General features: G+C 72.5%; 20 protein-coding genes. 12 read left to right on the top strand and 8 right to left on the bottom strand.

Features of this window, described 5'->3' with window-relative positions; all coding sequences use genetic code 11:
- Positions 1-82: 82 nt before the first annotated feature.
- From ACIB24_RS19375 to ACIB24_RS19335, 9 genes are all read left to right on the top strand, one after another.
- Positions 83-2,872, top strand: a complete 2,790-nt coding sequence (locus tag ACIB24_RS19375) for an aconitate hydratase (protein WP_398284121.1) — start codon at positions 83-85, stop codon at positions 2,870-2,872.
- A 72-nt stretch (positions 2,873-2,944) separates the two neighbouring features.
- On the top strand, positions 2,945-3,241 hold the full coding sequence (locus ACIB24_RS19370) for a hypothetical protein (protein WP_398283741.1): 297 nt from the start codon (positions 2,945-2,947) through the stop codon (positions 3,239-3,241).
- Between the two features lie 64 nt (positions 3,242-3,305).
- Entirely contained in the window at positions 3,306-5,216 is a 1,911-nt protein-coding gene (gene dxs, locus ACIB24_RS19365; protein WP_398284120.1) for a 1-deoxy-D-xylulose-5-phosphate synthase, read from the top strand.
- Between the two features lie 39 nt (positions 5,217-5,255).
- On the top strand, positions 5,256-5,693 hold the full coding sequence (locus tag ACIB24_RS19360) for a YdeI/OmpD-associated family protein (RefSeq protein WP_398283739.1): 438 nt from the start codon (positions 5,256-5,258) through the stop codon (positions 5,691-5,693).
- 76 nt (positions 5,694-5,769) lie between these two features.
- Positions 5,770-6,222: a BLUF domain-containing protein gene (locus ACIB24_RS19355; protein ID WP_398283737.1), complete on the top strand. Its 453-nt coding sequence runs from the start codon at positions 5,770-5,772 to the stop codon at positions 6,220-6,222.
- A 104-nt stretch (positions 6,223-6,326) separates the two neighbouring features.
- On the top strand, positions 6,327-6,728 hold the full coding sequence (locus ACIB24_RS19350) for a DUF2127 domain-containing protein (protein WP_398283735.1): 402 nt from the start codon (positions 6,327-6,329) through the stop codon (positions 6,726-6,728).
- 5 nt (positions 6,729-6,733) lie between these two features.
- Positions 6,734-7,945, top strand: coding sequence for a GAF domain-containing sensor histidine kinase (locus ACIB24_RS19345; protein WP_398283733.1), 1,212 nt, complete (start codon positions 6,734-6,736; stop codon positions 7,943-7,945).
- Positions 7,942-8,592, top strand: a complete 651-nt coding sequence (locus tag ACIB24_RS19340) for a response regulator (protein WP_398283731.1) — start codon at positions 7,942-7,944, stop codon at positions 8,590-8,592. The genes ACIB24_RS19345 and ACIB24_RS19340 overlap by 4 nt, the downstream gene beginning before the upstream one ends.
- A 37-nt stretch (positions 8,593-8,629) precedes the next feature.
- Positions 8,630-9,856 (top strand): nucleotide disphospho-sugar-binding domain-containing protein, encoded by a 1,227-nt coding sequence (locus tag ACIB24_RS19335; RefSeq protein WP_398283729.1) that lies wholly within the window; start codon positions 8,630-8,632, stop codon positions 9,854-9,856.
- Here ACIB24_RS19335 and ACIB24_RS19330 read toward each other — a convergent pair.
- The 7 genes from ACIB24_RS19330 to ACIB24_RS19300 form a co-directional block, all read right to left on the bottom strand.
- Positions 9,853-10,389, bottom strand: a complete 537-nt coding sequence (locus ACIB24_RS19330; RefSeq protein ID WP_398283728.1) for an isoprenylcysteine carboxylmethyltransferase family protein — start codon at positions 10,387-10,389, stop codon at positions 9,853-9,855. The genes ACIB24_RS19335 and ACIB24_RS19330 overlap by 4 nt on opposite strands.
- The gene (locus ACIB24_RS19325) at positions 10,377-11,438 is read right to left on the bottom strand and encodes a type III polyketide synthase (protein ID WP_398283726.1); all 1,062 of its coding nucleotides are present in this window, start codon (positions 11,436-11,438) and stop codon (positions 10,377-10,379) included. The genes ACIB24_RS19330 and ACIB24_RS19325 overlap by 13 nt, the downstream gene beginning before the upstream one ends.
- 71 nt (positions 11,439-11,509) lie before the next feature.
- Positions 11,510-12,358 (bottom strand): hypothetical protein, encoded by an 849-nt coding sequence (locus ACIB24_RS19320; protein ID WP_398283724.1) that lies wholly within the window; start codon positions 12,356-12,358, stop codon positions 11,510-11,512.
- A gap of 190 nt (positions 12,359-12,548) precedes the next feature.
- Entirely contained in the window at positions 12,549-14,705 is a 2,157-nt protein-coding gene (locus ACIB24_RS19315) for a 3-hydroxyacyl-CoA dehydrogenase NAD-binding domain-containing protein (protein ID WP_398283722.1), read from the bottom strand.
- Positions 14,702-15,919: a thiolase family protein gene (locus ACIB24_RS19310; protein ID WP_398283720.1), complete on the bottom strand. Its 1,218-nt coding sequence runs from the start codon at positions 15,917-15,919 to the stop codon at positions 14,702-14,704. The genes ACIB24_RS19315 and ACIB24_RS19310 overlap by 4 nt, the downstream gene beginning before the upstream one ends.
- A 136-nt stretch (positions 15,920-16,055) precedes the next feature.
- Positions 16,056-17,330: an HRDC domain-containing protein gene (locus ACIB24_RS19305; RefSeq protein WP_398284119.1), complete on the bottom strand. Its 1,275-nt coding sequence runs from the start codon at positions 17,328-17,330 to the stop codon at positions 16,056-16,058.
- A gap of 105 nt (positions 17,331-17,435) precedes the next feature.
- Entirely contained in the window at positions 17,436-17,975 is a 540-nt protein-coding gene (locus ACIB24_RS19300) for a response regulator transcription factor (RefSeq protein ID WP_398284118.1), read from the bottom strand.
- Between the two features lie 288 nt (positions 17,976-18,263).
- On the opposite strand from ACIB24_RS19300, the gene ACIB24_RS19295 reads away from it, so the two are divergent.
- The 3 genes from ACIB24_RS19295 to ACIB24_RS19285 all read left to right on the top strand — a co-directional run bounded on the left by ACIB24_RS19295 (position 18,264) and on the right by ACIB24_RS19285 (position 19,967).
- Complete coding sequence (locus ACIB24_RS19295) at positions 18,264-18,881, top strand: ClpP family protease (protein ID WP_398283718.1); 618 nt, start codon at positions 18,264-18,266, stop codon at positions 18,879-18,881.
- The gene (locus ACIB24_RS19290) at positions 18,881-19,486 is read left to right on the top strand and encodes a ClpP family protease (protein WP_398283716.1); all 606 of its coding nucleotides are present in this window, start codon (positions 18,881-18,883) and stop codon (positions 19,484-19,486) included. Before ACIB24_RS19295 ends, ACIB24_RS19290 begins: the two co-directional genes overlap by 1 nt.
- A 181-nt stretch (positions 19,487-19,667) precedes the next feature.
- On the top strand, positions 19,668-19,967 hold the full coding sequence (locus ACIB24_RS19285) for a hypothetical protein (protein WP_398283714.1): 300 nt from the start codon (positions 19,668-19,670) through the stop codon (positions 19,965-19,967).
- A 4-nt stretch (positions 19,968-19,971) separates the two neighbouring features.
- On the opposite strand, the gene ACIB24_RS19280 is transcribed toward ACIB24_RS19285, so the two are convergent.
- Complete coding sequence (locus ACIB24_RS19280) at positions 19,972-20,316, bottom strand: helix-turn-helix domain-containing protein (protein WP_398283712.1); 345 nt, start codon at positions 20,314-20,316, stop codon at positions 19,972-19,974.
- Positions 20,317-20,328 lie beyond the last annotated feature (12 nt).

Raw genomic sequence — 20,328 nt, 5'->3', positions numbered from 1 at the left:
CGAGCCCTTGACGTGATCGTCATGCGTGTGCGGCAGGATTGCGCCCGGCCGCAGGGGACCCGCAGAGGATGTCGGAGGAGAACTGGTGAGCGTGGACAGCTTCGGAAGTAAGGGTACCCTAACAGTCGATGGGCGGGACTACGAGGTCTTCCGGCTCTCGGCCGTCGAGGGGGCGGCCAGGCTGCCGTTCAGCCTGAAGGTGCTGCTGGAGAACCTGCTGCGCACCGAGGACGGTGCGAACATCACCGCCGACCACATCAACGCGCTCGGTGGGTGGGACCCGAAGGCCCAGCCCGACACCGAGATCCAGTTCACCCCGGCCCGCGTGATCATGCAGGACTTCACCGGCGTGCCCTGCATCGTCGACCTGGCCACCATGCGCGAGGCCGTCGCCGACCTGGGGGGCGACCCGGCCCGGATCAACCCGCTGGCCCCCGCCGAGCTGGTCATCGACCACTCCGTGATCATCGACGTGTTCGGCCGCCCCGACGCGTTCGAGCGGAACGTCGACATCGAGTACCAGCGCAACGGCGAGCGCTACCAGTTCCTGCGCTGGGGGCAGACCGCCTTCGACGACTTCAAGGTCGTCCCCCCGGGCACCGGCATCGTGCACCAGGTCAACATCGAGCACCTGGCCCGCGTCGTCATGGAGCGTGACGGCGTCGCGTACCCCGACACGTGCGTCGGCACCGACTCGCACACCACGATGGAGAACGGCCTCGGCGTGCTCGGCTGGGGCGTCGGCGGCATCGAGGCCGAGGCGGCCATGCTCGGCCAGCCCGTGTCGATGCTCATCCCGCGTGTGGTCGGCTTCAAGCTGACCGGCGAGATCCCGCCCGGCGCGACCGCCACCGACGTCGTCCTGACGATCACCGAGATGCTGCGCAAGCACGGCGTGGTCGGCAAGTTCGTCGAGTTCTACGGCGAAGGCGTGGGCGCGGTGCCGCTGGCCAACCGCGCCACCATCGGCAACATGAGCCCCGAGTTCGGCTCCACCTGCGCGATCTTCCCGATCGACGAGGTGACCATGGGCTACCTGCGGCTGACCGGCCGCTCCGAGGAGCAGCTCGCGCTGGTCGAGGCCTACACCAAGGAGCAGGGCCTCTGGCACGACCCGTCCACCGAGCCGGTCTTCTCCGAGTACCTCGAGCTCGACCTGTCGACCGTCGTGCCGAGCATCGCCGGCCCGAAGCGCCCGCAGGACCGCATCGTGCTGACGGAGGCCAAGGGCTCGTTCCGCACGGCGCTGAACGACTACGCGACGGACGACGGTGTGCACAACGGCGTCGACGAGTCGATCGACGAGAGCTTCCCGGCGTCCGACCCGCCCGCCGCCGAGGGTGACGGCACCGACCCCGAGCCGCCCCGCACCGCCGTCCCCGCCGCCACCGGCCGGACGAGCAAGCGCACCCCGGTCACGCTGGCCGACGGCACGCAGACCCACCTCGACCACGGCTACGTGGCGATCGCCTCGATCACGTCGTGCACCAACACGTCGAACCCGTCGGTCATGGTGGCCGCCGCGATGCTGGCCAAGAACGCGGTCGAGAAGGGCCTCGGCGTCAAGCCCTGGGTGAAGACGTCGCTGGCCCCGGGCTCCAAGGTGGTCATGGACTACTACGAGAAGGCGGGCCTCGTCCCGTATCTCGAGAAGCTCGGCTTCCACCTGGTCGGCTACGGCTGCACCACCTGCATCGGCAACTCGGGCCCGCTGCCCGAGGAGGTCTCGGCCGTCGTCAACGAGGCCGACCTCGCCGTCGTCTCGGTGCTGTCGGGCAACCGGAACTTCGAGGGCCGCATCAACCCCGACATCAAGATGAACTACCTGGCCTCGCCGCCCCTGGTGATCGCCTACGCGCTGGCCGGGACGATGGACTGGGACGTGCTGAACGAGCCGCTCGGCCAGGGCTCGGACGGCGCCGACGTCTACCTGGCCGACATCTGGCCTGACGCGGCCGACGTCGCCCAGGTGGTCGAGGCGTCCATCACCAAGGACATGTTCACCACCGACTACGCCGACGTGTTCGCCGGCGACGAGCGGTGGCGCGGCCTGCCCACGCCGACGGGCAACACCTTCGAGTGGGACGCCGACTCCACCTACGTGCGCAAGCCCCCGTACTTCGAGGGCATGCCGGAGCAGCCGACGCCGGTCACCGACATCGAGAACGCCCGCGTGCTGGCGCTTCTCGGCGACTCGGTGACCACCGACCACATCAGCCCGGCGGGCAACATCAAGGCCGACACCCCGGCCGGCAAGTACCTCGCCGAGCACGGCGTGGACCGCAAGGACTTCAACTCCTACGGCTCCCGGCGCGGCAACCACGAGGTGATGATCCGCGGCACGTTCGCCAACATCCGGCTGCGCAACCAGCTGCTCGACGACGTCCAGGGCGGCTTCACCCGCAACTGGCTGGCCGACGGCGAGCAGACCACCATCTACGACGCCTCCCGGGCGTACGCGGACGCCGGCGTCCCGCTGGTGGTGCTGGCGGGCAAGGAGTACGGCTCCGGCTCGTCGCGCGACTGGGCGGCCAAGGGCACGGCGCTGCTCGGCGTCCGCGCGGTGATCGCGCAGTCGTACGAGCGCATCCACCGGTCGAACCTGATCGGCATGGGCGTGCTGCCGCTGCAGTTCCCCGAGGGGGAGTCGGCCGCGTCGCTGGGCCTGGACGGCTCGGAGACGTTCTCGATCTCCGGGGTCACCGCGCTCAACGACGGGACGACGCCGCGCACCGTGGCGGTCACCGCGTCGAAGCCCGGCGCGTCGGACGTCACGTTCGACGCCGTCGTCCGGATCGACACCCCCGGCGAGGCGGACTACTACCGCAACGGCGGCATCCTGCAGTACGTGCTGCGCTCGCTGGTCAAGTAACTGGTGAGGTAGCTGAACAGGGTCCCGGCCGGCTGGCCCGGCGCCGTCCCCCCACCCGGAACCCCGGACTGGGTGGACGGCGCCGTGGCCTGGCTGCTCGACGTCTGCCCGCCCGACTACCGGGGGTACCCGGTGCTGCGCAGGCACCCGACCGCCCTGGCCTGGCTGGCGGCCCGGCACGTGGCCGCCGGCCGTGAGGCCATGCACCGGTCGCTGGCCACCGCCCGGGCCGAGCTGGCCGACTCCCTCGACGCCGCCGCCCTGCGGGACGTGGTCGAGGTCCTCGAACTGGAGCAGTTGCGGATGCTCTCGATCGGGCGCAGCGTGGCCCTCGTCTCAGCCGCCCTGCCGGTTCCGCGACCTGACTGATCCCTCCCGGGTGAGGTGCCTAGACTCGGTGGTCACGAACCCGTTCGAGGAGATGCTTGCGCCCATGGTCGACCTGTCCGACATCTCCTCACCCGCCGACCTGCGCGGGCTGGGTCCGGCGGAGCTGGAAGACCTGGCGGGGCAGATCCGCACGTTCCTGATCGAGAACGTGACCCGCACCGGCGGTCACCTCGGCCCGAACCTGGGCGTGGTCGAGCTGACCATGGCCCTGCACCGGGTCTTCGACTCCCCGCACGACCAGCTCGTGCTCGACACCGGCCACCAGTCGTACGTGCACAAGCTGGTCACCGGGCGGCACGACTTCTCCGGGCTGCGCAAGAAGGGCGGGCTGTCCGGGTACCCGAGCCGGGCCGAGTCGCCGCACGACATCGTCGAGAACAGCCACGCGACGACGGCACTGTCCTGGGCCGACGGGCTGGCCAAGGCCAACCAGATCCTGGGCAACGACCGGCACGTGGTGGCCGTCATCGGCGACGGCGCGCTCACCGGCGGCATGGCCTGGGAGGCGGTCAACAACATCGCCACCGGGCGCGACCGGCGGCTGGTGATCGTCGTCAACGACAACGAGCGCTCGTACGCGCCGACGATCGGCGGGCTCGCCGACAAGCTGGCCACGCTGCGCACCGCGCCGACGTACGAGCGGGTGCTGGAGGCCGGCAAGACCGTGCTGCAGAAGGGCGGGGCCCCGGGCCGGCTCGCCTTCGACGCCCTGCACGCGGCGAAGAAGGGCATCAAGGACATGGTCTCCCCGCAGGGCCTCTTCGAGGACCTCGGGCTGAAGTACATCGGGCCGGTCGACGGTCACGACGTGGCCGCCCTCGAGCACGCGCTGCGCCGGGCCAAGAGCTACGGCGGGCCGGTGATCGTGCACGCGATCACCCAGAAGGGGCGCGGGTACGCGCACGCCGAGAACGACGAGGCCGACCACTTCCACGGGATCGGCGTGATCGACGCCGTCACGGGCGAGGCGGCCCCCAGCACGGGGACCAGCTGGGACGCCGTGTTCGCCGACGAGATCCTGGCCATCGCCGACCGGCGGCCCGACGTCGTCGGCATCACGGCGGCCATGTGCATCCCGGTCGGGCTCGACGGCTTCGCCCGCCGCTACCCGGACCGGGTCTTCGACGTCGGCATCGCCGAGCAGCACGCCGTGACCAGCGCGGCGGGGATGGCCCGCGGCGGCCTGCACCCGGTCGTCGCGCTCTACGCGACCTTCCTCAACCGGGCGTTCGACCAGGTCCTGATGGACGTCGCCCTGCACCGGGAGGGCGTCACGTTCGCCCTGACCCGGGCCGGGGTGACCGGTGACGACGGCGCCTCGCACAACGGCATGTGGGACCTCTCCCTGCTGGCGCTCGTGCCCGGCATCCGGATCGCCGCGCCGCGCGACGCCGTCCGGCTGCGCCGCCAGCTCAACGAGGCGGTCGCGGTGGACGACGCCCCGACCGTCGTCCGGTACTCGAAGGGCTCGGTCCCGGCCGAGATCGTCGCGATCGACACGGTCGGCGGGATGGACGTGCTGCGCCGGACGCCCGCGGGTGACGCCACGGACGGCGACAGCGACGTGCTCGTGGTGGCCGTGGGCGCCCTGGCCGGGCTCGGCCTGGAGGTGGCCGACGGCCTCGCGGCGCAGGGCATCGGCGTCACCGTGGTCGACCCGTGCTGGGTCGTCCCGGTCGACCCGCAGCTGGCCCCGCTCGCGGCCCGGCACCGGCTGGTCGTCGTGGTGGAGGACAACGGCGTGGCCGGCGGGGTCGGCACCCAGGTCGCCGCCGCGCTGCGTACGGCGGGCGTGCCGACCGCCGTACGGGGGTTCGGCATCCCGCAGGAGTTCCTCGACCACGCCTCGCGGGCCCAGGTGCTGGAGCGCATCGGGCTGACCGCGCAGGAGGTCACCCGTGAGGTGGTCGAGCAGATCGCCCGCACCGAGCAGGCGTTCGATGCCCGCCTCTGAGCAGGTCTGATCTCGGTCGGCGTGGATAGGGTTGCTCGCGTGGTCGAATTCAACGCGGTCGTGGAACTGAACGGACGGACTGCGACGGGCATCGAGGTGCCGGCGGGCGTGCTGGATGCCCTGGCCGGCGGTCGGCGACCCGCGGTCGTGGTCACGATCGGCTCGTACTCGTACCGGACGACGGTCGGGTCGATGGGCGGGCGCTCGATGATCCCGGTGAGCGCCGAGAACCGCGCGGCCGCGGGCGTCTCCGCGGGGGACGCCGTGAGCGTGACGATCGAGCCGGACGCGGCGCCCCGCACGGTGGACGTGCCGGCGGACCTCGCCGCCGCGCTGGCCGCGGCCGGTGTGCGCGAGCGGTTCGACGCGCTGGCGTTCAGTCACCGCAAGGAGCACGTGCGGGCGATCGAGGACGCCAAGACCGACGCCACCCGGCAGCGCCGGATCGCCAAGGCCGTCGAGAAGCTGGTCGGCTGAGCGCCTTTCATGATCATCCGGGCGATTCGCCCGATCGGCCCATCGAGCGTCTCGCCCCGGGCCCCGATACAGGCCCATGCAGCTGCACCGGCTCACCTACGCCAGCGTCCCCACCGTCGTCACCCCGTCCGCCCTGGGGGAGATCATGGCCGTCAGCGAACGGAAGAACGAGGCGGCCGGCATCGGGGGCGTCCTGCTCTACTACCCGCGCAGCGCGCACGACGACGGGGCCTTCATCCAGGTCCTGGAGGGCGACCGGGGCCTTCTGGAGGACCTCTACGAGCGCCTGGCCGACGATCCCCGGCACCGGTCGCTGCGCCTGCTCAGCAGCACCCCCATCGCTGAACGCCGCTTCTCCGCCTGGGGCATGGGCCTGCGCAACCTGACCGGCCGGGACCTGCAGGAGGCGCTGCCCCTCGTGCAGCGCGACGTCGCCCGCAAGGACGTGCCCACGATGGCCGAGCTGCTCTCGGCGCCCGCCGTCGCGGAGGCGCTCCTCGACCTGTGGCTGGCCGACAGTCCCGTGTGAGAGTTCGGGACACCGGTCACCTGCGGGTGGGACATCCCGCCCGGCAGCCTCTTGGTACCCGCCCGATCGACTCCTACGATCGAGCCACCCACCGGGAGGCCTCCGTGACCGCCGACTCCTCGACCGCTGCCCTGACGCCCCGCCCCACCACGTCGCACGCCACCGCCGCCGTGCTGAACGTCGTGCTGGCCACGCTCACCGTCATCACGGTGCTGCCCGAACTGAACAAGGGGCAGGCCGGGAACGACGACGGCGTCCCGTGGGGGATCGTCCTGCTGGCCTTCGTGCTGGCGATCCTGATGTTCGTCTCGTCCTACGGCGTCTGGGCCCGCCAGCGCTGGGGCGTCGTCCTCACCATCGTGCTGAACGTGCTGTCGTTCATCTTCGGGGCGCCCGGGATCATCTTCGGCGGCAGCGCCTTCCTGGTGATCGGCTCGATCGTCGGCTGCGTGCTCAACATCGCGATCGTCTACCTGTTGCTGCGCCGCACCCCGGCCCAGGCCTGACGACCTTGAGCCTGCGCGACCGTCTGGCGGCGGTGGCACTGACCTACGCGCTTCTCGCGACGTGGGTCTGCGCCATCGTCGTCGTCATGCTCGCCGTGGCCGGCGTCGACGCCGAGAGCGACAGCCTCCCGGTGTGGGCGCTGGCGGTGGGCGTGGGCCTCGGCGTGCTGAGCGCCGTCCCCCTGCACGGGTGGCTGCGGCCCCGGGTCGACGGGGTGCTGTTCTCGCACCCGGACGACGCCGCCGGGCTGATCGCGGCCGCGGGTCGCCGTCTTGGCGAACCCGAAGCCCCTGCGGCGGAGGATGTCTCGACGCAACTGGCTGCGCAGATCGCCCGGCGGCTGCGCCTGCCCTACGCGGCGATCGTCACCGGGGACGAACCCGGGGACCGGCCGGACGACGCCCGCCTGGTCCGCGTGCCGCTCACCTTCGCGGGCGAGCCGGTCGGCACGCTGCTGGTGCTGCCCCGGGCGCACGACCGGGCCCTGCCGGGGCCGGACGCGGACCTCCTGACCGACCTCGCCGCCCAGCTGGGCATCGTGCTGCACGCGGCGCGGGCCGCCGAGCAGGTCCTGCTCAGCCGGGCCGCGGTGATCACGGCCCGGGAGGAGGAGCGCCGCCGGATCCGTCGCGACCTGCACGACGGTCTCGGCCCCACCCTGGCCTCGCTGCGCCTGCACCTGGCCGCGCTGGAGCAGTTGATCCCGGCCCGCCCCGACGAGGCGGTGCAGCTGGCCGCCCGCCTGCGCGGCGACGTTCGCGAGACCGCCGCCTCCGTGCGGGATCTCGTCTACGACCTGCGCCCCGCGGCGCTCGACGAGCTGGGCCTGCGCGCCGCCGTCGGGGCCCGCGCCGAGGAGCTGGGCGACCAGGCCGGGATCGACGTCCGCGTGGAGGCGGGGAACCTGCCCGACCTGCCCGCCGCCGCGGAGGTGGCGCTCTACCGGATCGCCGCGGAGGCGCTGGCCAACGCCGGCCGGCACTCCGGTGCCGCGACCGTGTCCGTGCACATCGCGGTCGACGACGAGCGGGCCGTGCTGACCGTGCTGGACGACGGGCGCGGCCTGCCCGAACCGCTCGTGCCCGGAGTCGGGCTGGCCGGGATGCGCGAGCGTGCGGAGGAGCTGCGGGGGACGTTCGTCGCCGGGCCGGGCACCGACGGCACCGGGACGCGGATCATGGCGACGCTGCCGTTGCGTCGAGGGGGAGCGGAATGACAGACGTGGTGAGCGTCCTGGTGGCCGACGACCACCGGTTGTTCCGGGACGGCGTGAAGGCGCTGCTGGCCGTCACCGGCGGGATCGAGGTGGTCGGGGAGGCGGCCGATGCGCCCTCTGCGGTGGCGCTGACCCTGCAGACCCAGCCCGACGTCGTCCTGATGGACCTGCAGATGCCCGGCGGCGGGGGACTGGCCGCCACCGCCGAGCTGGCCGAGAAGGCGCCCGGGGTGGCGGTTCTCGTGCTGACCATGGCGGAGGACGACGAGTCGCTGTTCACCGCCGTGCGGTCCGGGGCCCGGGGCTACGTGCTGAAGGACAGCGAGGCCGAGGACCTGGTGCGGGCGATCCGCGCCGCCGCCCGCGGTGAGGCGATCTTCGGCGCGTCGGTCGCGGGCCGGCTGCTCGGCTCGGTCGGCGGCCGCCGCGGTTGCGCGGAACCGTTCGGCGGGCTGACCAGCGGTGAGCGCAACGTGCTGCGCCTGATGGCCCAGGGCCTGTCGAACGGCGCGATCGCGCAGGCGCTGTCGATCAGCGACAAGACGGTGCGCAATTACGTCAGTTCCGTGTTCCGCAAGCTCGACGTGCCCGACCGGGCCCAGGCCATCGTCGCGGCCCGGGAGGCCGGCCTGCACCGCGACGGGTGAGGTGGCCCCGCCGTCGGGTTGCCCTCACGATGACCGGGTGGAACCGCCCCGCGTACTGGCTGTCACGCTGCCCATCACCGGCCATGTGATGCCCCTGACGCCGGTCCTCGCCGAGTTGGTGGCCCGGGGGTCGCACGTCGACGTCCTGGCCGGGCGCCGCGACACCCGCACGTTCGCCGACCTGGGGCTGAGCGTGCACGACTACCCGGCCGACTTCGACGACGCCGTCCAGGAACCGTCGGACAACTTCCTGCGGGTGGCCGCCGACCTGGCGACCTGGACGGCCGACCCCTTGCTGGGCGTGACGCTGGCCCTGATCGACCGGACACGCCCCGACGTGCTGCTCGTCGACTCGATGGCCCCCTGGGGGCGGGTGGCCGGATCGCTGCGGCGCCTGCCGGTGGTGACCTCGACCAGCAGCTTCCTGGTGGGCGCGGGGCTGGGGGCCGACCCGCGGGCCCTGGTGGACGGCGTGCGCCAGGTGGGGCGGGGCCTGCCCGTGCTGCGGCGCCTGGGGGCGGCGGTCCGACAGGTGCGCCGGGCCCACGGGGTGTCGCTCGGCGGGCCGCTGCGCCTGCTGTCCAACCGTGGCGACGCGACGCTCGTCTACACCTCGGCCGGGCTCCAACCGGGCGGACGCCTCGACGCGGGGGTGCATCTCGTCGGCCCGACCGCCGCGCAGCGGCCCGGTTCCGTGCCCGCCGGGTCCGACCTCGCGCAGGCCCTGGACGGTGACAACCCGGTCGGTTACGTCTCGCTCGGCACCGTGTACTGGAACCGCCCCCGGGTGCTGTCGAACGCGGCGCAGGCACTGGCGGCGGCCGGGCTGCGCCCCGTCGTCGGGGTCGGGCCGGGGCTGAGCGCCGCCGACCTGGGGAAGCTGCCGCCCGGGACGATCGTGCAGCACGACGTGCCGCAGACCGCCGTCCTCGAGCGGGCCCGGGTCTTCGTGACGCACGGCGGGCTGAACGGGGTCCACGAGGCGCTGTGGCGCGCCGTCCCGCTGGTCGTGGTGCCGCAGGCCGCCGACCAGCCCGTGGTCGGCGCCCGGCTGAGCGCGCTCGGGGCGGCCACCGTCGTCCGGCGGCCCGACCTGGCCACCCTGTCCGCGGCGATCCGCTGGGCCCTCGCCCCGGCGGCCCGGGCGGCGGCCCGGGCCCTCGGCGACGACCTGCGCCGGACCGGCGGGGCCGGGCAGGCGGCCGATGTCGTGTTCGGCACCTGGGAAGCTTTCCGGCGCAGGCCTTCTCCGGAGGCGACCTAGCCGACCGGGCGGCTCGGGACGTCGCGCGTCGACTCCGCCCGGTGCTCGGCCGGGATCCGGATCGCCAGAAGCGCGGCGTTGGCGAGACCGGCCGCGAGGGCCGTGCGGGGCGCCCGCAGGGCCAGCGGAGCGCACACCACCTCGACGGCGACGGCGGCGTAGGCCGGGTCGCGCAGCCACCGGTAGGGGCCGCCGGTCACCCGCTCCCGGCCCGGCGTGATGAGGATGCGGGTGGTCCACTGCTCGCCCAGCGTGCGCATGGTCCACATCCGCACGGCCTGCGTCCCGGCCAGGGCCGCCAGCAGGGGCCACCGCGGACGGGCCTCGTCGGGGCGGGGTTCGAACAGCATCCCGAGCAGCCAGGCCGGATGCAGGACGAAGAAGGCCGGGAAGTGCGCCGCGCCGTGCTCGCGGGCCCCGGTGGCGCGCAGGGCCGCTTCGTTGCGGCGGGCCACCCGCAGCTCGGCCAGCCGCGCCGCCACCAGGGCGGCGACCACTGGGCGCGCCACGCGCGCGGCGCTCAGGGCAGCCACAGCAGCAGGTGCTCGAGGGCGAAACCCGGGCCGCTGGCGCTCATCAGCGTGTTGCCCGTCGTCTTCCGGCGCAGCAGCTCGTCGAGGACGAACAGCACCGTCGGGCTGCTCATGTTGCCGTGCTCGCGCAGCACCGTCCGGACCGGGTCGAGCAGGTCGTCGGACAGACCGAGCACGGCCTGGTACCCCGTGATCACCTTCGCCCCGCCGGGATGCAGGGCGACCGCGTCGAGATCGTCGAGCTTCCAGCCGGCGGTCTCGAGGGCGTCGTCCACCGCCGGACGCAGCGCCGCGGCCATGGCCTCGGGGATCTCCTTCGCGAGCCGCAGCCGGAACCCCTCGTCCTGCACGTCCCACCCGGTCAGCCAGGAGGTGTCCGGGACCGTGAGGCTGTGGGCGTGCAGCACGTGGGCGAGCTCGGGGCCCCGGCCGGCGGCCGGGCCGACGGTCACGGCCGCGCACCCGTCGGCGAACAGCGCCGTGCCGATGAAATTGGCCGCCGAGTCGTCGTCCAGCACGAATGTCGTGCTGCACAGCTCGACCGCTACCAGCAGCACGTGCTCGTAGCCGGCCCGGACGAGATCGGCCGCCCGGGCCAGACCCGCGGCTCCGCCGGCACACCCCAGACCGAACAGCGGCAGCCGGGCGACCGACGTGCGCAGCCCGAGGCGGCCGACGAGGTCGGCGTCCAGGCTGGGCGTGCTCACCCCGGTGCTGGAGACGAACACCACGGCATCGACGTCCTCGGCGCTCCAGCCCGCCGCCTCGATCGCCCGCCGGGCGTGCTCCTCCGCCAGCTGCAGGGCGACCCGCCGGTAGGCGTCGTTGCGCTCACCGAACCCGTGCGGGGTCGCGTACCACTCGAGCGGCATGGCGAACCGGCGGCGGTCGATCGCCGCGTTCTCGAAGACCGAGAGGTGGGCGGGGGCGGTGGTGTCCGAGTAGACGGAGGCGGCCACGGAGCGCACCTCGCCCTGGCGGTACTCGTGCTCGGGCCCGCCGGTGCTGATGCCGCGGACGGTGACGTCGCCGACGGTCGTGGTCGTCATTACCCGAAGGTAAGTCCGCGCCCGGAATGGGCATTTCGAAACGGTTCCGGCCTGTGCCGGCCCCGCCGCGGCTACTCGGGCTGCGAGGCACCCGCGCGCGGCGGGTCGACGCTGATCGGCTGCTGCACCTCGTGGGACGTGACCAGGAGCGGCTTGACGTTGCCGCGCATCGGCGGCGGGGTCAGGGACCAGGCGGCCGCGACGAAGGCCGGGTCGTGGTGGCGCAGGTCGTACCAGCCGCGGCGGCGGGTCGGGACGGCCACCGTGCAGAGCCCCGAGCCGTCGACGGCGGCCAGATGCCGGCGCAGGGTGCGGGAACTCAGCAGGGCCAGCACGTCGCAGCCGCCGACCGGGCGGATCACCGCCGTGTCGCCGTCCCGGCGCAGCCGCGAGGAGGCCAGTGCGCCCATCCGGTCGGCGTGGTCGCGGACCTCGGGCCACCACGACTCGACCGGGATCCCCAGGCGGGCGGTGACCGACGGCGGCAGCGGCACCACGACGTCCGACCCCTCGAGCAGCCCGTGCACGCCGATGCCCAGCTCGAGCGCGCCGCCGCGCAGGATCTCGCGGGTCCACTGCGAGCCGGGATGCTCGGCGTGCCCGGCGGGCAGGGCGACCAGGCGGCCGGCCGAGTGGAACCGGTGCTGGGCCTCGGAGCCGAGCTCCGTGATGAGAACGTGCAGCCGGAGCAGGGTCTCGACCCGGCGGCGCGCGCCGTCCTCGATCTCGTCGATGCCGATGGCCGACTCGTGCCCGGCCGTCGAGGTGCCCATGGCCATCGCCACGGCCGTCCAGGAGACCATCCATGGGGTGGCGCCGGGCAGCACGACCCCGCCGTCGGCGGGCTCCACATCGATGTCCGAGAGCACGCTCACGGCCAGCACGCAGCGTCGCATGGCGGCGACGTCGAGGCCTGGCATGTACCGAACGGTAATCACAGAAAGCGACGTTGTCTCGCAGGCACACCGAATTTCCCCCGGCTGGTAACCGATTGTGTCCTGTGCCTTCTCGATGATCTCGACGATCGTTCCGACGACGGTGCGGGCCCGAACGCACGAACGCCGCGCCCCCGATGTCCGGGAACGCGGCGTTCGTGGTGGTACGGGTGACTCAGGCGTGCACGCCCTCCGGCAAGGTCGACTCACCGGCCGGCAGGAACCGCTCGCCGCGTACGGCCTCGGTGATGCCGGAGCGGTCGAGGTACGGCGTGACCCCACCGAGGTGGAACGGCCAGCCCGCGCCCGTGATCATGCAGAGGTCGATCTCCTGCGGACCGCTCACCACGCCTTCCTTCAGCATGATGTCGATCTCCTCGGCGATCGCCTTCAGCGCCCGCTCACGCAGCTGCTCCTCGGTCTGCGGGTTGTCGCCGACCTCGAACAGCGCCTTGGTCTCGTCGTCCAGGTACGGCTTGCCGTCCGCGCCCCACGACCAGATGCCGGGCTTGCCGGCGGCCACGAGCCGCTTCAGGTTCTCCGAGACGTGGTAACGCTCCGGGTAGTGGCCGTTCAGCGTCTCCGCCACGTGCAGCGCGATGGCGGGGCCGACCAGCTGCAGCAGGACGAACGGCGACATCGGCAGGCCCAGGGGCGCCAGGGCCCGGTCGGCCACGTACGGGTCCGTGCCCTCGTCCAGCGACGAGGTGACCTCGCCGAGGAAGCGGGTCAGCAGCCGGTTGACGACGAACGCCGGGGCGTCCTTCACCAGCACCGAGGTCTTCTTGATGTTCTTCGACAGCGCGAAGGCCGTGGCCAGCGAGGCGTCGTCGGTCTTCTCGCCCCGGACGATCTCCAGCAGCGGGAGGACGGCGACCGGGTTGAAGAAGTGGAAGCCCACGACCCGCTCGGGGTGCTGCAGCTGCGAGGCCATCTCGGTGACCGACAACGAGGACGTGTTGGTCAGCAGCAGGCAGGTGTCGGAGACGACCGCCTCGACCTCGGCGAAGACCTTCTTCTTCACCGACATCTCCTCGAACACGGCCTCGATCACGACGTCGGCGTCCGCGAAGGCCGCCTTGTCGGTCGCGCCGGTGACGAGCGCCTTCAGCCGGTTCACGCCGTCGGCGTTCAGGCGCCCGCGAGCGGCCACCTTGTCGATCTCGGCGTGGATGTAGGCGAGACCCTTGTCGACCCGGGCCTGGTCGAGGTCGGTGATCACGACCGGGACCTTCAGCTGGCGGACGAACAGCAGGGCCAGCTGCGAGGCCATCAGGCCGGCGCCGACGACGCCGATCGTGGTGACCGGACGGGCCAGCGACTTGTCGGGCGCCCCGACCGGACGCTTGGCCCGCTTCATCACCAGGTCGAAGGCGTAGAGCCCGGCCCGGACCTCCTCGGACAGCGCGGTGTCGGCCAGCGCCTCGTCCTCGGCGGCGAAGCCCGCGTCGCGGTCGGCCGTGCGGGCCAGCGAGACCAGCTCGAGCGCCTTGTACGGGGCCGGGGCGGCGCCGCTGACCTTCAGGTCGGTGAAGGCCCGGGCCGCGGAGACCGCTGCCTCCCAGGTCTCCTCGGAGCGGTCGATCTCGGGCCGGGAGACCACGATCTCGCCGCGCAGGACCGCGGAGGTCCAGTGCAGCGACTGGGCCAGGAAGTCGGCCGGCTCGAAGATCGCGTCGCCGATGCCGAGCTCGAAGGCCTTCACGCCGTTGAGCATCTTGTTCTGGTTCAGCGGGTTGGTGATGATCACCTCGAGCGCCTTGGCGGGCCCGATCAGGTTCGGCAGCAGGTACGTGCCGCCCCAACCCGGGACCAGCCCGAGGAAGCACTCCGGCAGCGCCAGCGCCGGAATGCCGCTCGACAGCGTGCGGTACGTGCAGTGCAGCGCGATCTCCACGCCGCCGCCCATCGCCGCCCCGTTCACGTACGCGAACGTCGGGACCGGCAGCTCGCCGAGCCGGCGGAACTGGCCGTGCCCGAGCTGGCCGACGAACAGCGCGTCCGCGCGGTCGTTACCGGCCTTGACCATGCCCAGGTCGGCACCGACGGCGAAGATGAACGGCTTGCCGGTGACGCCGACGGCGACGATCTCGCCCGCCTCGGCGCGCTTGGTCACCGCGTCGAGGGCGGCCTCCAGGCTGAACAGCCCCTTCGGCCCGAAGGTCGACGGCTTGGTGTGGTCGAACCCGTTGTCGAGGGTGATCAGGGCCAGCGTGCCCGCACCCTCGGGGAGCTCGACGTCCCGCACGATCGCGTGGGTCACGACCTCGTCGGGCAGCGCGGCCTCGGCGCGGGCGCGCAGTTCGGTGTTGTCGATCGAGGAGGTGCTCACGCCTTGGTCCCCTTGCCGTAGTCCTTGTGGTGCGGGTTCTCCCAGATGACGGTCCCGCCCATGCCGATGCCGATGCACATGCTGGTCAGGCCGTACCGGACGTCGGTGCGGGTCTCGAAGTGCCGGGCCAGCTGGGTCATCAGCCGGACGCCGGACGACGCCAGCGGGTGGCCGATCGCGATGGCGCCGCCGTCGGGGTTGACCCGCTCGTCGTCGTCCTTGATCCCGTAGTAGTCGAGGAACGAGAGCACCTGGACGGCGAACGCCTCGTTGATCTCGAACAGGCCGATGTCGTCGATCGTCAGGCCGGTCCGGGCCAGCACCTGCTCGGTGGCCGGCACCGGGCCGTAGCCCATGATCTCCGGCTCGACGCCCTTGAAGGCGTAGCCGACCATGCGCATCTTCGCCGGCAGGCCGAGCTCCTCGGCGACCTCGGAGGCGGCCAGGATCGCCGCGGTCGCACCGTCGTTCAGACCGGCCGCGTTGCCCGCGGTGATCCGGCCGTGCGGGCGGAACGGGGTCTTCAGGTCGGCCAGGTCGGCCATCGTGGTGCCCGGGCGCGGCGGCTCGTCCCGGGTGGCGAGGCCCCAGCCCAGCTCCTCGCTGCGGATGGCGACCGGCACGAGGTCCTTCTGGATCCGCCCGGCCTCGTAGGCCGCGGCGACCTTGGCCTGGCTGGCCACGGCGAAGGCGTCGGTGCGCTCCTTGGTGATGCCCGGGAACTTGTCGTGCAGGTTCTCCGCGGTCTGGCCCATGACCAGGGCGGACTGGTCGACGAGCTTCTCGGCGACGAACCGCGGGTTCGGGTCGACGCCCTCACCCATCGGGTGGCGGCCCATGTGCTCGACGCCGCCGGCCAGGACGACGTCGTAGGCGCCGATCGCGACACCCGAGGCCGTCGTGGTCACCGCGGTCATCGCGCCCGCGCACATGCGGTCGATCGAGAAGCCGGGCGTGGTCTTGGGAAGGCCGGCCAGCAGCGCGGCCGTGCGGCCGAGGGTCAGGCCCTGGTCGCCGATCTGGGTGGTGGCGGCGATGGCCACCTCCTCGATCCGCTCGGGCGGCAGCTCGGGGTGGCGGCGCACCAGCTCGCGGATGCAGGCGATGACGAGGTCGTCGGCGCGGGTCTGGGCGTAGATGCCCTTCTTACCGGCCTTTCCGAACGGGGTGCGGACGCCGTCGACGAAGACGACGTCGCGGAGGGAGCCGAACACATGTCCTCCTGGGGATGGACCGACGCTGGGCCCGGACGGCCCCGTCGCGAAATCAGGTTACTGAACGCTTGCTTACCTCGCGCCTGCCGGGGGAGTGACGGGAGACACGTAGGGGACTCACAGGTCGTCCCAGCGGCTATTCGGCCTTGGCGGTCAGGGCCTCGGTGAGGGCGGCGGCGAGCTGGTCGACCTGCCACTGACGGGCACCGTAGGCGCGCAGCGCCAGACCCACGCGCTCCTCGTCGGCGGGGGCCGGCGGCGTCCAGCACAGCCGGCGGACCAGGTCGGGTGAGATCAGGTTCTCGGCCGGGATGTTGAGTTCCTCGGCCAGCCCCGTGACCGCGGCGCGGGCCGCGGCCAGGCGCGCGGCGGCGTCCGGGTCGCGATCCGCCCAGACCCGCGGGTTCGGCGGGCCGTCCCCGGGCACGGTGTGCGGCGGCAACGCCGCATCCGGCAGGGCGCGGGCGCGCTCGATGGCCTCGAACCAACGGCTCGCGTGCCGCTTCGAGCCACGCCCGGAGAAACCGGGCAACGCGACCAGGGCCTGGACGCTGGTCGGCAGGTTGATCGCCGCCTCGACGATGGCGGAGTCGGGCATGATCCGCCCGGGGGAGACGTCGCGCTCGCGGGCCAGCGCGTCGCGTGAGTTCCACAGCTCGCGGACGGCGGCCAGCTTGCGCCGGTCCCGCACCCGGTGCATGCCCGACGTGCGCCGCCACGGGTCGATGCGCGGGGGCGGCGGCGGAGCCGCGGCCACGGCGGCGAACTCCTCGCGGGCCCATTCGAGCTTGCCCTGCCGGTCGAGCTCCTCCAGCACCTTCGCGCGCAGGTCGTCGAGGACCTCGACGTCGAGCGCCGCGTAGCGCAGCCAGGGTTCGGGCAGCGGCCGGGTCGACCAGTCGACCGCCGAGTGCTCCTTGGCCAGGCTCAGCCCGAGCAGCGACTCGACCATCGCGGCGAGGCCGACGCGGGGGAACCCGGCGATCCGGCCGCCGAGCTCCGTGTCGAACAGGGAGCTCGGCCGCATCCCGACCTCGGCGAGGCACGGCAGGTCCTGGGAGGCGGCGTGCAGGATCCACTCGACGCCCTCGAGGGCGTCGTTCAGCTCGGACAGATCGGGCAGCGCGACCGGATCGATGAGCACGGTGCCCGCGCCCTCGCGGCGCAGCTGGACCAGGAAGGCCCGCTGCCCGTACCGGTGGCCCGACGCCCGTTCGGCGTCCACCGCCACCGGGCCGGTGCCGTTGCGCAGCGCCTCGACCGCGGCCTCGTACGAGGCCCGGTCGGCCGTCACCGGCGGGACGCCGTCGCGCGGGGTGTCGAGCCGGTGGACGACGGGAGCCTCGGGTTCCGGGGCGGGTTCGGGCTCCGCTTCCGGCTTGGCTTCGGGAACGTGCTCGGTGCCGTCCAGGAAGACCGGCCCGAGGGACGAACGGGACGCGTCGTCCCCACCCTCATGGTCAACCGGCACAAAGCCACCGTAGCCGTTCAGCCGTCACGACGGCATCAGCGACCCTCAGCCGATGACGCCGGAACGCAGAGAGGTGGCCACCATTTCGGCGCGGTCACCCGTACCGAGCTTGCGGGCGATCCGGGCCAGGTGGCTCTTCACGGTCAGGGCCGACAGGCCCAGCGCGACGCCGATGTCCTTGTTGGACTTGCCTTCCGCGACCAGCTGCAGCACCTGGATCTCGCGCGCCGACAGGGCGTCGACGCCCTCCCCGCGCTCGGCCACCGGGCGGGGCGCGCCGGAGGCGGCGGTGGAGACGACGTAGCAGCGGATGCCGGCCCCGATCGCGGCGCGCACGCTGTACGGGTCGTCGCTGGTGGCGATGACCATGCCGCGCTGCCACCCTGCGGCCTTCAGCTCGCGGACGAGCGCGATGCCCGAACCGTCCGGAAGGCCCGCCTCGGCGACCACGAGGTCGGCGATGCCGGCGCTGGCTCGGGCCCGGGCCTCGGCGACCGTGCTGATCTCCAGCACGTGCCGGGCGCCCATCGCGCGCAGGGTGTGGGCCACCGATTCCCTGATGGCAGGGCTGTTGACCACGACCATGGCCGCGAATCGGCCGGGTCGCGGAACGGCGACGCCGGGTCGCTCGACCAGAGCTGCCACCTCGACCTCCAAGTCTTCGGCCGCTGAGTGCGTCCCACGCGGCCGTGTTCTGTCCTGGATGGGGTTTCGGCAGCCCGGTCGGGCTACTTGACCCGCTGGAGTGACGGCCGTTAGTGAAAGTCGGCTCTGCTGTGGGCAGATCGGCCCAGGGCAGAGATTGCGGACAGGTCCCGGGCGGCCGGTGCACCGTGGGGAGATCGGTTCCGGCCCAGCATCCGAGGAGCAACCATGACAATCGGTTCGACGGAGAGCATCACGCCCGTAACGGGTTTCGACGACCAGTTGGCCCAGCGGCTGCTCTGGCAGCGGATCGTCGTCCTCGGGCAGGAGGTGAGCGACGAGTCGGCCAACCGGGTCTGCGCCCAGCTGCTCCTGCTGTCGGCGGAGGACCCGAAGGCCGACATCAGCCTGTATATCAACTCGCCCGGCGGTTCGGTCAACGCGGGCCTGGCGGTGTACGACACGATGAAGCTGATCCCCAACGACGTGAGCACCCTGGCCATGGGCTTCGCGGCCAGCATGGGCCAGTTCCTGCTCTGCGCGGGCACGCCCGGCAAGCGGTTCGCCCTGCCGCACGCGCGGATCATGATGCACCAGCCCTCGGGCGGCATCGGCGGTACGGCCGTCGACATCGAGATCCAGGCCGAGAACCTCGACTACACCAAGAAGCTGATGGCCCGGCTGATCGCCGAGAGCACCGGGCAGACCGAGGAGACGGTGACCGCCGACAGCGACCGGGACCGCTGGTTCACGGCCCGGGAGGCGCTGGAGTACGGCATGGTCGACGCGATCGTCGGATCGATGGACGACGTGCGCCCGGGCCGGGCCCGGAAGGCGGGCCTGTGATGGCGGGCCAGTACACGATCCCGACCGTCGTCGAGCGGACGTCGCGCGGCGAGCGGGCCTTCGACGTCTACAGCCGGCTGCTGACCGAGCGGATCGTCTTCCTGGGCACCGAGATCGACGACGGCGTGGCCAACGTGGTGATGGCCCAGCTGCTGCACCTGGAGAACGAGGACACCGAGCGCGAGATCAGCCTCTACATCAACTCACCCGGCGGCTCGGCCACCGCGATGACCGCCATCTACGACACGATGCAGTTCGTGAAGCCGCCCGTGGCCACCTACTGCATGGGTCAGGCCGCGTCGGCCGCCGCGGTGCTGTTCGCCGCCGGTGCCCCCGGAAAACGGTTCGTGCTGGAGCATTCCCGGGTCCTGCTGCACCAGCCGTCGTCCGGTGGCCAGGGTGTGGTCTCGGACCTGGCGTTGCAGGCGGCCGAGATCGTCCGGATCCGGGGCCAGCTGGAGAAGCTGCTGGCCCGCCACACCGGTCAGGACGTCGAGCGCCTGCGCCGCGACACCGCCCGCGACCGGATCTTCGAGGCGACCGAGGCGATCGAGTACGGCCTGGCCGACGAGATCGTCACGAGCCGCAAGCTCGTCCCCGCCTGACCCTCCTCATGATCATGGGCGTTTTCGTGTTCATGGAATCCGGCGGCCTTGACCTCATCACTGCCCGCGGCGTCGGAGCCTCGCCGAGTGTGATGCGTATGCACCACACTCGGCGTTCGGGGCTCCTTTTCGGTGCATGGACGTCACACTCGGCGTGAGGGGCACCGGCAATGGGTGGATGATGGGACGGGCCCGGCTGGTCCCCGCGCTCTTGGTCGCCCTGGCAATGGCCGGGTGCGATTCGACGGGCGAGCCGGGTGGGTGCGCGGCGCCCGGCGTCGACCCGGTACAGCCGGCCTCGGCGGCGGGGGGCGACGTGATCACGGTGTCGGGCCGCTACTTCCTCAGCGAGGTGACGGTCGACGACGAGGGCACCTTCACGACGAAGGCTGCTGTACCGGAGAGGCTGGTCGCAGGCCCGGCGGAGATCCCGGTCGACTACCCGAACTCGTACGGCGCGACCCTGACGATGGTCGGCTGAGCACTCAGGCGGCGAGCAGGGAGACCGAGCCGTAGCCGGACTGCGGCGCGAAGCCGACCGGCGCCGGCTCGGTGATGGTGGTGACCACGAGCGGCTGGCGCAGCAGGGCGAACTCGGCGGTCGCCTCGGCCAACAGGTCGCCGACGCCGATGCCCAGGGCCCGGCAGACGGCGGCCAGCACCTCGGAGGAGGCCTCCTTCAGCCCGCGCTCGACCTCGGACAGGTACGGCATCGAGATCTGGGCCTCCGTGGCCACGTCGGCCAGCGTCCGCTTCTGCTCGTGGCGGCGGCGACGCAGGAGGTCACCCAGGATGTGCCGCAGCAGCGGCTCGCGGGCTCCGACGCTCATCCGAGCACCTCC

Origin of the sequence: Spongisporangium articulatum, assembly GCF_044465595.1 — a bacterium.
Classification (GTDB): Bacteria; Actinomycetota; Actinomycetes; order Actinomycetales; family Kineosporiaceae; genus Spongisporangium; species Spongisporangium articulatum.
Note: the sequence above shows the minus strand (reverse complement) of the source record. Positions and strands in the feature narration are given on the sequence as shown.